This window comes from Litorivicinus lipolyticus, assembly GCF_009650135.1.
GTDB lineage: Bacteria > Pseudomonadota > Gammaproteobacteria > Pseudomonadales > Litorivicinaceae > Litorivicinus > Litorivicinus lipolyticus.
Window position 1 is genome coordinate 698643 of sequence record NZ_CP045871.1, and the last position, 11948, is coordinate 710590.

General features: G+C 60.7%; 11 protein-coding genes and 1 tRNA gene. 4 read left to right on the forward strand and 8 right to left on the reverse strand.

Features of this window, described 5'->3' with window-relative positions:
* Window positions 1-121: 121 nt before the first annotated feature.
* A complete protein-coding gene (locus GH975_RS03560) occupies window positions 122-973 on the reverse strand; it encodes an HDOD domain-containing protein (RefSeq protein ID WP_153713197.1) in 852 nt (283 codons plus the stop codon).
* Window positions 974-1096: 123 nt separating this feature from the next.
* On the opposite strand from GH975_RS03560, the gene GH975_RS03565 reads away from it, so the two are divergent.
* On the forward strand, window positions 1097-2047 hold the full coding sequence (locus GH975_RS03565) for a GGDEF domain-containing protein (protein WP_153713198.1): 951 nt from the start codon (window positions 1097-1099) through the stop codon (window positions 2045-2047).
* A 2-nt stretch (window positions 2048-2049) separates the two neighbouring features.
* On the opposite strand, the gene GH975_RS03570 is transcribed toward GH975_RS03565, so the two are convergent.
* The 4 genes from GH975_RS03570 to GH975_RS03585 form a co-directional block, all read right to left on the reverse strand.
* Window positions 2050-2259 carry a cold-shock protein gene (locus tag GH975_RS03570; protein ID WP_153713199.1) on the reverse strand — a complete coding sequence of 70 codons (210 nt, stop codon included), beginning with the start codon at window positions 2257-2259 and terminating at the stop codon, window positions 2050-2052.
* 90 nt (window positions 2260-2349) lie between these two features.
* Window positions 2350-5103 (reverse strand): valine--tRNA ligase, encoded by a 2754-nt coding sequence (locus GH975_RS03575; protein ID WP_153713200.1) that lies wholly within the window; start codon window positions 5101-5103, stop codon window positions 2350-2352.
* A 13-nt stretch (window positions 5104-5116) separates the two neighbouring features.
* Window positions 5117-5545, reverse strand: coding sequence for a DNA polymerase III subunit chi (locus tag GH975_RS03580; protein ID WP_170272526.1), 429 nt, complete (start codon window positions 5543-5545; stop codon window positions 5117-5119).
* Entirely contained in the window at window positions 5542-6963 is a 1422-nt protein-coding gene (locus tag GH975_RS03585) for a leucyl aminopeptidase (protein WP_153713202.1), read from the reverse strand. Before GH975_RS03585 ends, GH975_RS03580 begins: the two co-directional genes overlap by 4 nt.
* Before the next feature lie 59 nt (window positions 6964-7022).
* Between GH975_RS03585 and lptF the strand changes: the two genes are divergently transcribed.
* Window positions 7023-8084 carry an LPS export ABC transporter permease LptF gene (gene lptF, locus GH975_RS03590; RefSeq protein WP_153713203.1) on the forward strand — a complete coding sequence of 354 codons (1062 nt, stop codon included), beginning with the start codon at window positions 7023-7025 and terminating at the stop codon, window positions 8082-8084.
* Complete coding sequence (gene lptG, locus GH975_RS03595; RefSeq protein WP_153713204.1) at window positions 8081-9133, forward strand: LPS export ABC transporter permease LptG; 1053 nt, start codon at window positions 8081-8083, stop codon at window positions 9131-9133. Before lptF ends, lptG begins: the two co-directional genes overlap by 4 nt.
* Before the next feature lie 5 nt (window positions 9134-9138).
* Here the strand turns inward: lptG and GH975_RS03600 are convergent, their stop codons facing one another.
* A complete protein-coding gene (locus tag GH975_RS03600) occupies window positions 9139-9654 on the reverse strand; it encodes an RDD family protein (RefSeq protein WP_153713205.1) in 516 nt (171 codons plus the stop codon).
* A gap of 161 nt (window positions 9655-9815) precedes the next feature.
* Here GH975_RS03600 and GH975_RS03605 point away from each other — a divergent pair.
* Window positions 9816-9902 (forward strand) — tRNA-Leu (locus tag GH975_RS03605).
* Between the two features lie 276 nt (window positions 9903-10178).
* Here the strand turns inward: GH975_RS03605 and GH975_RS03610 are convergent.
* Window positions 10179-11465 carry a GGDEF domain-containing protein gene (locus GH975_RS03610; RefSeq protein ID WP_153713206.1) on the reverse strand — a complete coding sequence of 429 codons (1287 nt, stop codon included), beginning with the start codon at window positions 11463-11465 and terminating at the stop codon, window positions 10179-10181.
* Between the two features lie 8 nt (window positions 11466-11473).
* Complete coding sequence (locus GH975_RS03615) at window positions 11474-11860, reverse strand: hypothetical protein (protein WP_153713207.1); 387 nt, start codon at window positions 11858-11860, stop codon at window positions 11474-11476.
* Window positions 11861-11948: the final 88 nt, after the last annotated feature.

Here is an 11948-nt window from a genome sequence, read left to right on the forward strand (position 1 = left end):
AGTGGGGGTAAAAATGCCGCAGTGCGATTGAAGTGGGGTATCCCAGACGCGCCAAGGGTTTCGGGAAAAGCAACCTGTTTTAGTGAAAAAGAGTACTAAGGCAGAAACGAGTAATCTGTGCCTAGTCTAATAGCCCAGCCAATGCAGCCAACCGAGTTTGGCCATCCTCGCTGTATAGGTCGCCGATTCCGGCGGTGGCCGGCAGGCATGCCTGGGACCATTTTTTAAAGGCCGCGACCTCGCCCAAAGGCGGTCCGGGCTGGGCGCTGGACTCGAGTTCGCTCCAGGACGCCAACAGCGACACATCAATGCTGTTGAGCGGCCCGTCGCTCAAGTAGTGCCAGCTCTCGCGGCGGCCAATGGCGTCAATCCAGTCCAGGTTGTAGTGCCAATGCGACAACAGTTTTTGGGCCACTTGGGTGCCGATGGCTTGATCCAACTCAACAAGAGCGTTCAACCCGTGGGGGGCGTCGGGGTGCCGCTCCATCCAGTCGATCAGTGGCAGTGCGCCCAAGTTCTGCAAAAGCGTCAACAGCAAGGGCTCGGATGGCTCGACGCTGTCCGTCAGGTCAGCCAAATAGGTCGCGGTGACCGCCTTGCGCTGGGTCAGGTCCCAGTGCAGTTGCAGGCGCTTTTTGCCGGCCGGCGAGCCGTGGAACAGCTGTTTCAATAGGTGCGCATTCGCCAGCGCCTGGGTCCGCTCTCGACCCAGCCGCATAATCGCCATGTCCAGCGTCGCCACCGGCACACGGCCACGGTTGAGCACATTGTTAGCGGCCGCCACCAGACGCGCACTGACGCCGGCGTCCTGGGCCAGTGCTTGGCTGACCAGCGCCGGTTCGTAATTGGCTTCACTCATCAGGTCATGCAGCTTAAACGCGAGGTCCGGCAACACCGGCAGCCGAACGTGGCCAAGGCTGAAGTCGTTCCAAAAATGGGCGACCAGGGTGGCGGTGTCTAAATTGGGGCGCATGCAGATTCCTTGACCGTTGACGGTTTGACTAAGCAAAGCAGACGGCGATGGAAGTGCGTGTGAAGTCCGTCACAGACTGATTCCCCGCCGAGCACGCATTCTTGTCGCTTACGGGAGGATTGCATGGCTCAGGGTCGACGCTCGTCTGCGCTCGCGGTACGCACTTTGCAAAGTTGGATAGCGCTGTCTGCGCTGGGTGCGGGGCTGTCGTTGGCCGGCATGGCCGGTGCGTATGGTAGCAACCGCAACTTGGCGATTGCCTGGGTCATGGCCGGTTGGTCCTTGCACACCTTGCGGCTGGCGTATGTGTGGTGGGTGCCGAACACGCCGGAGCGGCTGTGGACGCTGACCACGCTTGCACTGGCGTGGGCGGCGGTGTTGGCGGCATTGACACCCCAGGGCGGCTGGTTATTGCTGGCGGCGTTGACGCCCTATGTCTGGCGCGCTACCCAGCGCTACGGTCGTGCGGTCGGGCTTAGAGTTTGCGTGGCGGCCGGGTTGGCGGTCGGCGTCGGGGTGCTGTCCGCCGGCAGCCCCCTGGACTGGGTCAACGCGGCGACGCTGACCGCCGGCGGCGCCTTGATGTTGATAGTGTGGGGCTACGCGGCCCACGCCTATGCCATGCAAAGCGAGCGCAATCAGCTGCGTCACACGGTGTCGCGCCAGCGCGTTAACGCGCGTACCCAGCGTTTCTTGGACCTGGAAACCGGGCTGTCGAATCGCCGCGGCGTGACCCACGAGCTGTCTAAATTACAGGCCCGACGCGCACGTCATAATATGCCGTATGCGGCGCTGTTGGTGCGAGTGGGGGACGTCGATCCGTGCACCATGGCACAGGTGTTGGCGGCGCAGTCGCGTGGCTACGACACGGTTGGACGGGTCGGTTCTCAGGACTATGTGTGGGTGATTACGAACTTAGAGCCGGGCATGCCGGAACGCTTGATCAAGCGTTTGAATTTGGCGTTGGGGTCGGGTGCTATGGAAATCGGCTTGGCCGAAGCCGGCGACACCCTGGATGCGGACGCGCTGCTGACGCAAGCGCTGGACAACCTGGGCGAAGTTAGCGCCGCGTAACGCTATAGCGCCAGCACGTCCTCGGCCTGAAAGCCCTTGTCGGTTTCCAAGATTGCGTACTCGACCATTTGACCGTCTTGAAGGCTGCGGTGCCCATCGCCGCGAATGTTGCGGTAGTGAACAAAGACGTCCGCACCGTCGAATCGCTTAATGAATCCGAACCCTTTGGCGTCGTTGAACCATTTAACTGTGCCTGTCTCGCGCATGCTCATCGGTACCTCCTAGCAACTCGGTGTTGCTGACCACAACATCACCTTAGGCGCTGTGACGGCTAAGGCGATGCGGGATGTACCGGCAAATCTCTAGAGTGTGTTGAGCTTCACAATCTGTGTCTCGAGCCGTTCAAGAGTTGCCTCGGCATCGGCCAGTTTTGCGCGTTCTTTGTCGACCACCTCGGCCGGCGCTTTGTCGACAAACCCGGCATTGCCGAGCTTGCCGGCGGTGCGTTTGATATCCCCACGAAGGCGATCGGCCTCTTTGGTTAGGCGCGCAATTTCGGCGCCGGCGTCAATCAGCCCAGCCATTGGCACCAGCACTTCCATGTCGCCGACCACGCCCATCGAGGCCACCGGGGCCTCGTCATCGTCCAACCAGCGCAGGTTGTCGACGCCAGCCAGGCGTTTGAGCAAGCCATCGCAGGTCGCCGACAAAGCACGGTCGCTGTCGTGGCCGGCGTTCAAAATAACGTCTAGCTTTTTCGAGGGCGGAATATTCATTTCGCCGCGCACGGTACGTACCGCGACCACGGTGTCTTTCAGCCAGGCGATCGCGGTGTCCGCTTCGGCATCGATTTTGTCGGCCTCGGGCGCCGGGTAGGGCGCCTGGGAGATGCTGGCGCCGCCTAAATTGACGCGCGGGGCCACGGTCTGCCAGATCTCTTCGGTGATGAACGGCATGATCGGGTGGGCCAATCGCAGCGCCGCTTCCAATACCGTCACTAGGGTGCGGCGGGTGGCCGCTTTGGTGGCCTCGTCGGCGTCGCCTTGGAGCACGGCCTTGGCCAATTCCAGGTACCAATCGCAGTACTGGTGCCAAATAAATTCGTACAGCGTTTGCGCGGCCCGATCGATACGCAGGTCAGCGAACGAGCGGTGCACTTCAGCTTCGGCGGCCTGCAGTTGGCTGACAATCCAGCGATCCGCCAAGCCCGGCGTCAGGCCGTCGGTGACGGTCAGGTCATGGCCTTCCACGTTCATCAGCACGAAGCGTGCGGCATTCCACAGCTTGTTACAGAAATTACGGTAGCCGGCGACCCGTTCCAGGTTGAAGTTGATATCGCGCCCAGTCGTGGCCATGGCCGCAAAGGTAAAGCGCAGGGCATCAGTGCCAAAAGCATCGATGCCGTCTGGGAATTCTTTGCGGGTGGCTTTTTCGATGCGCTTGGCCAGTTGCGGCTGCATCATGTTGCCGGTCCGTTTGCTGACCAGTGTTTCCAAGTCGATGCCGTCGATGACGTCGATCGGGTCCAATACGTTGCCCTTGGACTTGGACATCTTTTTGCCCTCGCCGTCGCGCACCAAACCGTGCACGTAGACCTTTTTGAAGGGCACTTCGCCGCGGAATTTCAGCGTCATCATGATCATCCGGGCGACCCAGAAAAAGATGATGTCAAAGCCGGTGACCAGCACGTCCGTGGGGTGGAATTTGGCCAGTTCCGGGGTTTCGTCCGGCCAGCCTAGGGTTGAAAACGTCCACAATGCCGACGAAAACCAGGTGTCCAAAACGTCATTGTCTTGGGTCAGCTCAATGTCGCCAAGGTTGTTATTGGCGCGCACTTCGGCTTCGTCGCGGCCAACGTAGACACGGCCTTGGTCGTCATACCAGGCCGGAATGCGGTGGCCCCACCATAGCTGGCGGCTGATGCACCAATCCTGCAAATCACGCATCCAGGCAAAGTAGGTGTTCTCCCACTGTTTCGGCACGAATTCGATGTCGCCGTTTTCAACCGCTTCGATCGCCGGCTTTGCCAGTTCTTTGACTGCGACGTACCACTGATCGGTCAGGTAGGGTTCCAAGATCGCACCGGAACGGTCGCCACGCGGCACCGGCAGTCGGTGGTCTTTGACCTCGACCAACAGCCCCAGCGCATCCAGGTCCTTGACGATCTGTTTGCGTGCATCGAAGCGGTCCATGCCTCGGTAGGCCTCGGGCGCGTCATCGGTAATGGTCGCGGTGCGCGTCAATATGTTGATCAAGGCCAGGTCGTGGCGCTTGCCCATTTCGTAGTCATTGAAATCGTGGGCCGGGGTAATTTTGACGCACCCGGTGCCGAATTCAGGGTCGACGTAGTCGTCGGCAATGATCGGAATTTCGCGGCCAACCAGCGGCAAGGTAATGGTTTTGCCGATGAAGCCGGCGTAGCGCGGGTCTTCGGGGTGCACGGCCACGGCCGAATCGCCCAGCATGGTTTCCGGACGCGTGGTGGCGACTACCAACGAGCCGGAGCCGTCGGACAGCGGGTAGCGCAGCGACCAGATGTGGCCGTTTTCTTCTTCGTTCTCAACTTCCAGGTCACTGACCGCAGTTTTTAACACCGGGTCCCAGTTAACCAGCCGCTTGCCCCGGTAAATCAGACCTTCGCTGTGCAGCTGGATAAAGACTTCCTGGACCGCGCGTGACAAATCGTCGTCCATTGTGAAGCGCTCGCGGCTCCAGTCGACCGATGAGCCTAAACGGCGCAGCTGGCCGGTGATGTTGCCGCCGGATTCAGTTTTCCACTCCCAGACTTTGCCGATAAAGGCATCACGTCCCAAGTCCTGGCGTTTGACGCCCTCGGCCTCAAGTTTGCGTTCGACCAACATTTGGGTCGCAATGCCGGCGTGATCGGTGCCGACCTGCCACAGCGTGTCGTGCCCTTTCATGCGGTGATAACGCACCAACGAATCCATGATGGTGTTGTTGAACGCGTGGCCCATGTGCAGGCTGCCGGTGACGTTGGGCGGCGGAATCATGATGCAGTAGGGGTCACCCGACCCCGAGGGTTTGAAACACCCCTGGGCTTCCCATTGGGCGTAACGGTCTTTCTCGATTTGGGCGGGGTCGAATGCCTTGTCCATGCAGTTTTGGGTCTCAGATGTTGTCAGTTTCGAAGCGTTTAAGCGGATGGCCACGGTCGTTGTAGTGGCGCCAGCGGTCACGTGCGTTGTCCAGTAGTGTAGCGGCACCGGGCACCACTTCACAGAGATGCGCGAAGCGCGCGTGCGGCTCAGGGATTTGCGCGGTCAGGTTGATCAGCACGTCGTGATGCCCAGCCCAATCGGTGCCCGCACAAATATCGATCCCGCACTCGGGGTCGTTGTCATCAATTCGGTGCGGCAAAAAGCCGTCCGCCGGGTACGCCCACATCAGCTCGTTTAATTGGGTTTGGTGGTCCACGTCCGGCGTCCAATACAGCAGCCGATGGCCCTTGCGGCGCAGCATCCGGCCCAGTCGCACACTAAATTTAGCCGCGTCGAGCCACTCCGGCTCGGCGCAGATGTAAAAGCGAACGTTGGTCACTGGGCGCGACTTTGCAGCCAGTTAACCAGCATCGGCACCGGGCGTCCGCTGGCGCCTTTATTTTTGCCGCTGACCCACGCGGTGCCGGCAATGTCCAGGTGCGCCCAGGGCGTGTCACCGACAAAGCGGTTCAAAAAGCAGGCCGCGGTAATGGTGCCGGCGTCGCGGCCACCAATGTTGGCCATGTCGGCAAAGTTGGAGTCCAGTTGTTTGTCGTATTCATCGCTGATCGGTAGGCGCCATGCGCCGTCCATAGCGTCTTTGCCAGCCGCCAATAGGGCATCGGCCAAGTCGTCGTTGTTCGACAGCAACCCGGTGTTGTGGTGGCCCAGGGCGATAATGCAGGCGCCGGTCAGGGTTGCCATGTCGACGATACAGGCAGGATTGTCTTGCTTGACGTAGCTAAGTGCGTCGCACAACACCAAGCGGCCTTCGGCGTCGGTGTTCAGAATTTCGATGGTTTGGCCGGACATGCTGGTGACGATGTCGCCAGGTTTGGTGGCGTTGCCGGCGGGCATGTTTTCAGCGCAAGCAATGACCGCAACAATGTTGAGCGGCAAGTCCAGCGCGATCACCGCCTGCATCGCGCCCAGCACCGTGGCCGCCCCGCACATGTCATACTTCATTTCGTCCATGGCGGCGCCCGGTTTCAACGAAATACCGCCGGTGTCAAAGGTGATGCCCTTGCCAACCAGCGCGATCGGCGCTTGGTCGCCGCCGTTGTTAAAGCGCATGACCGCCAGTTTGGATTCTTCGACGCTGCCGGTGCCGACGCTGAGTAGGCTGCCCATGCCCAAGGTCGCCATGGCGTCCTCGCCCAATATTTCGACGCTTAGGTTGTCATGGTTCAAATGGCGGGCTTGGTCGGCCAGGTAGCTGGGGGTGCAGGTGTTGCCGGGCAAATTGCCCAGCTCGCGGGTCAGGTTGGCACCCTGGCCGATGACAAAGCCGTGGCGTGCGCTGTCCAGGTCCGTCGCCAGCTCGACCCGGGCCAGGATGCTGGCGGCGGGCAGCTCTTTGGTGCCGAAGGTCTCGGTGTATTGGTACTGGGCCAGCGCAATGTGCAGTCCCAGCTGGCGCGCGAAGATTGCGTTGAGGGCGTCGTGCGGCGCCACGGTGGCGTGGGCGACACCTTTTTTGGTGGCGGCGTCGGCGATCGCCTTGGCGGCTTTGTCCAAACCCTTGGCGTCGAGTTTGTCAGCGTCACCCAGGCCAACCAGCAAGCAGCGTTGGGCCTGCATGCCGCCGGGAGCGGCCACGGTCAGTGCGTCGCCGGCCTTGCCGGTGAAGTCGCCGCTGGCTTGGATGCGAGCGAACCATTCGCTGGCGATTGGCGCGGCTTGGTCGGTGTGGAGCGCCAACACCATCAAATCGGTGGCGTGATCGGTCAAGGACTGGGGGGCTAGGTCAAACTGCATGGGGACTCCAAAACGGGTTTTCGGTATGGTAGCGACTTTTAACATAGGTGTGTCTGCCGTTGAGCATACTCAGTCGCTACCTAGGACGGGAAGTCCTATCGGGTGCCATGGCATCGGCGCTGGTGTTGACCTTTTTGGGTCTGACCGGGCGTTTGGTGGTGTACCTGAATGAAGCGGCCCAGGGCCTGCTGGCCCCGGACCTGGTGTTGGTTGCGATACTGGGGCGTATCCCCGGTGCCCTGCAAATCGTGTTTCCCCTCGCATTTTTCCTTGGCGTTTTATTGGCGCTTGGCCGTTTGTACGCCGATCAGGAAGCCAGTGCGCTGCGTGCCAGCGGGGCCGGGATTGGGTTTTTGGCCCGTGCGCTGTGGTTGCCGACCCTGGGCATGAGCCTCACGGTTGCGGCGTTGGCACTGTATTGGGCGCCGGCGACCGCCGGTTGGGTGTCCCAGCGTTTGTCCGAGGCCGAATCAGTGGCGACGTTAAATGGCTTGGCGCCACAGCGGTTTCAGTCGATAGGCGGCGATGCGATTTTTTTCGCCGGGGATTCGTCGGCCGAGTCGAATCAGCTGTTGGACGTGTTTATCCACCAAAACCAAGCGACGCCGTCGGTGATCCGCGCCGAGCGCGCCTGGCAACGCCTGGATAATCAATCCGGCCAACGCTATTTGGTGCTGGAAAACGGTCAGCGCTGGACTGGGTTGCCGGGTCAGGCTGAGTGGTCGGCGCTCGAATTTGATGAGTACCTGGTGCGGCTGGATGTCGCCCAAACCCAAGCCAAGCCGCCGCGGCTGCAAGCCCGAGCCAGCGCCGAGTTGCAGGCCGGTAATGCCAAAGAGCAGGCCCAGTATCATTGGCGTTTGGCGTTGGTGTTGATGGTCCCGCTGGCGCTTGCGCTGGGGTTGGCGATCGGCCCAATCGCGCCGCGGGCCGGGCGCTGGTCCAAGTTTTTGCCCGGGGTGGTGGTGTTTATTTGTTACTACGGGTTTGTCAATTTTGCCCAGTCCAAGCAAGCGGATGGGGATTGGCCGATGTTCATCGCATTGTGGCCGGTGCACCTGATTATGCTGGCGGTGATCGCTGGGTTGATGGCGCGTAATCGCGCCCGGGGTCATGCATGAAATTAGCGCGCTATTTGATGCTGCGCGTCAGCGCCGCCACGCTGGTGTGTGCGGTGGTGTTGCTGGGCCTGGGCTTTACCTTCGAGGTCATCGACGAGGTCGGCAACGCTTCGCCCGGGTATGGGTTTGGTCAGGCCGTTTGGTTTGCGGTGTTGTCGATCCCGGCGGCGTTCGTGCGTGACTTGCCGCTGATTGGCCTGTTAGGGGCCTTGACAGGGCTGGGCAGTTTGGCCGGCACCAGCGAACTGATTGCGGCGCGCGCGGCCGGTTTGTCGTTGGCGCGCTTGGTGGTGCTGTCGTGCGTCCCGGGCTTTGTCGCCGGACTCGGCGCGATTGCGATGGCCGAATGGGTGGTGCCACTGACCGATCGGGCGGCCGCCAGTTACAAAGACAACGCGCTGGGGCGCGCGGCTAACGATCAACTGGTGCGCGGGCTGTGGCACCGCGACGGCAGCCGTTTCGTTAACTTGGAGTCGGCCCAGAACGATCAGATCCGGGCGCTGCGCTGGTTCGACTTTGATGCCACCGCGGCCTTGGTCGAATCCGGTGCCGCCGGCCAAGGCGTGGCCGACGAGGACGGCTGGACGCTGGATGGCGCGCGCATTGCCAACCTGGTCGATCAGCGCATTCAGGTTCGCACGGACGTTACGCTGACGTTACCCATTCAAGTGTCGCCGGTGTCGCTGTATCAGGCGGCCGACGCCGGTGTGGCTCAGCGGCCATCGGATTTACTCAACCTGTATCGACAGCTCGAACGCGCCGGGCTCAGTACCCAGCGCGCCCAGCTTGGGTTGTATCAGGCGCTGCTGTTGCCGCTGTTGATATTGGCGTTGGTGTTTGCCGGTGCCGGGTTTGTGCTGGGTCCGTTGCGATCCAGCCCGATCGGGACGCGCTTGTTTATCGGCGTGGTGGTCGGTCTCGGCTTTAAATTGTTGCAAGACATTGCCGGCCCCGTAACGCTGGTGTACGGGTTCAGTCCGCTGTTGGCGGTGGTGATTCCGGGCGCGTTGGCGGTGGCGCTGGGCGCGGTGAATCTGCGCCGAACCTAAACACGTTAGGTGCTTTTGACCTTGGCTACGCGGACCAGCCGGGTGCCGCTGGCGCGGTCATACCAAGTGCGGCGATCGGGTTGGCCATAGGCGCTGGCAAAGGCCACCAGCCCCGTCACCATCAGCGCGCCGCCAAGGGCGACTTGTCCCGTCCCCAGCAAAATAGCGCCGAGCCAAAAGCCACCGTTGAACAGCATCATCCAAGCAAAGCGGCTGGTCGCCTGTTTCCAGGTCATGAGGCCGCCGGTTTGGCTTTCCAGGCGCAAATGCCAGGCTTGCATGCCCAGGGTGCGACCGGTTTTGGTCCACAGATAGCCAAACAGTGCCCAGGCCGCCGCCATGCAAACCAGTTGTACCACCCGCGGGTCCGGTGTGCCGCCAAAGGCAAAGGTCACGACTGACCCCAGCAGCAACCAAATCGCCAGTAAAATAAAAGCATCGTAAAGGCCCGCGGCCAGTCGTCCGAACCACGTGGCAGGACCTAGGGCCGGGCGTTTTGGATCGATTTCGGAGGTGGTCATATCGGGTCATCTCGGCCGGTTGCGTAATCGGCCTTACTATACGGGTCTTTGGCGTCCCGAGTAGCCCCAGCCCCCAAGATCGACGATTGCGAAAATACTCGCCTTTTTCGCCGCTTAGCGCTTGCCAACATTCAATGCCGACTGTAGTATCCGCGCCCAATGCCAGTGTGGTGAAATTGGTAGACACGACGGATTCAAAATCCGTTGCCTTTGCGGGCGTGGCGGTTCGAGTCCGCCCACTGGTACCAACAAAAAAGGCCCTGAGGAAAGCATTGCTTTCCTCAGGGCCTTTTTTGTTGGTTCAGTTATGGGCGGCCGAACCGCCACAGTGGCGGTCGAGTGCGTGACCAAAGTCCGCGCCGTGCGCGGGCTGCGGAAATGCCGAAGCGGCCGGTAGGCCGTGCACGGCACCACTGGTACTGGTAGCCGCTTGGCGTTGCCAAGCGTTCTGGGCATTTGTGTTTAGTTTTTTGTCTTTGTCTCTGTCTCTGTCTCTGTCTCTGTCTCTGGACGGTGCCCGCCACCTACGCCGATAGCGGCCGATCGCTTGGATTACGATCGTCGCGGCGATCAATGGCAGCACCCGATACCCAGGTGATGTCGCCGTGTTTTAGTTGCGCATCCAATAATTCGCCATTCGAATCGCGGTCGCTCCACAGTACACAAGCGCGGTCGCGGCCATTGCCCTTGGCCAAATACAGTGCCCGGTCCGCCCACTCAACGGCGGTCTTCAAGTCCCGTTCGGGCGACAAGCAACAGGGCACAAACCCCAATGATGCCGTGATCGACAGCCCCTCGCCGCCGGCCAACGCAATAGGGTTTTGGCGAATTGAATTGAGTAGCCGTGACGCCAGCATGGGCCCGATTTCGGGATTGACGTTGGGGAACGCAATTAAAAATTCCTCACCGCCCCAGCGAATTACCACGGCGTCGTCACGCACACAGGCGTTAAGGCGGTTGGCCACGGCTTTTAACACCGTGTCACCCGCTTCGTGGCCGTGGGTGTCGTTGACGCGTTTGAAGTGATCGATGTCCAATAACGCAATAAACCCGGTGTCGGGCGGCGTCGGGTTTGGCAATGGATCCAAGTTGCGCTGGGCGAATAATCGGTTGTAAAGGCCGGTCAGCGGGTCACGTTGGCTGCTCTCGTTGAGCTGCAAGTTGGTCCGGCGTAGCTTTTCTTCCAATTCGTTTTCGGCGCGGATCAACTGGTTGTAGGTGGCTACGATGCGCCCGATTTCGTCGCCGGAATCGTCGGCCAGCGATTGGCGCTTGCGGGTTTCAGTCGAGACCGTCATAGCCTGGTTTAAGCGTTCCAAGCGGCGCCCGACGATCAGCCGAAAACCGATGGATGCACTGATCACGGCCAGTAGTAATGTGCCTAAAAATGTCAGCGTGCTTTGTTGCAATTGGCGCCCGACCGCGCCTTTGATCAGGCTTTCGGTCATGGCAATGCGCAGCGATACCCCTTCGCCCAACTCGACATCGGTGACCTGGTCAAATTGGGCGTTGCGACAGCCCAGTCCGCGCGGGTAGCTGGCGATTAAGCGCAGCGCCGAGGTGTATTCGGCGCACACCACGCTGGGTTCATGGCCCAGCGGGGCCAGTAAGTCGTTGGCCAGGCTCGGGTTGTCGGCCGCGTTGTGGCGCACCATGGCGGTGGCGACGCGGCCGGTCAGGGCGCCGATACGTTGGGTCAAGTCATCCGTGTTGACCGACGTGGCGGTGCGGTGTTCGTACCACAGCCCGATCCCGGCCAGGCACAAAAAGCAGGGAATCAGAATCGCCAGGAATTTTGCGTAAAGCCGCATTTATCCGATCAAAGCTTGGACACCAAGCCCTTGCCCATCAATGCCTTAAGCGGATCGCGGTTGGCGATTTCGGTGCGAATGACCTGGTAGCCGCTGGCGGTTTTAGCCATGTAGTAGTCCGCATTGAGGGCGTTACCATTGGCGTCGCGCATTTCCGAGCACAGCACGAACATGTCGTTTTGGCTCATTTTTAATATCATGGGGTGGCCGGCGGCCGGGTACAGTTCCATCACCGCGCCGGTGGCGATATCGATGTGGCGGTAGGTGCCACCGACGGACACGCTGTCGATGTGGCGCTGCATGTCCGATTGCAGTTGGATTTTGTCACCCATGGACAGGTCGGCCAAGGCGGGCAAGGCGACGGCAAAGCTGAGTGCAATTAATAGTTTTTTCATAAATCTCTCGATTGGTTCTCAAAATAACGGTTCGCAGGGCAATAATAGTTGCCGATTCGCCAGACCGCGTCGGCGCAATCGGGACAAC

Coding starts and splice junctions, on each gene's coding strand:
- GH975_RS03560 (WP_153713197.1), bottom strand. CDS start 973: ATGCGCCCCAATTTAGACACCGCCACCCTGGTCGCCCATTTTTGGAAC.
- GH975_RS03565 (WP_153713198.1), top strand. CDS start 1,097: ATGGCTCAGGGTCGACGCTCGTCTGCGCTCGCGGTACGCACTTTGCAA.
- GH975_RS03570 (WP_153713199.1), bottom strand. CDS start 2,259: ATGAGCATGCGCGAGACAGGCACAGTTAAATGGTTCAACGACGCCAAA.
- GH975_RS03575 (WP_153713200.1), bottom strand. CDS start 5,103: ATGGACAAGGCATTCGACCCCGCCCAAATCGAGAAAGACCGTTACGCC.
- GH975_RS03585 (WP_153713202.1), bottom strand. CDS start 6,963: ATGCAGTTTGACCTAGCCCCCCAGTCCTTGACCGATCACGCCACCGAT.
- lptG (WP_153713204.1), top strand. CDS start 8,081: ATGAAATTAGCGCGCTATTTGATGCTGCGCGTCAGCGCCGCCACGCTG.
- GH975_RS03600 (WP_153713205.1), bottom strand. CDS start 9,654: ATGACCACCTCCGAAATCGATCCAAAACGCCCGGCCCTAGGTCCTGCC.
- GH975_RS03610 (WP_153713206.1), bottom strand. CDS start 11,465: ATGCGGCTTTACGCAAAATTCCTGGCGATTCTGATTCCCTGCTTTTTG.
- GH975_RS03615 (WP_153713207.1), bottom strand. CDS start 11,860: ATGAAAAAACTATTAATTGCACTCAGCTTTGCCGTCGCCTTGCCCGCC.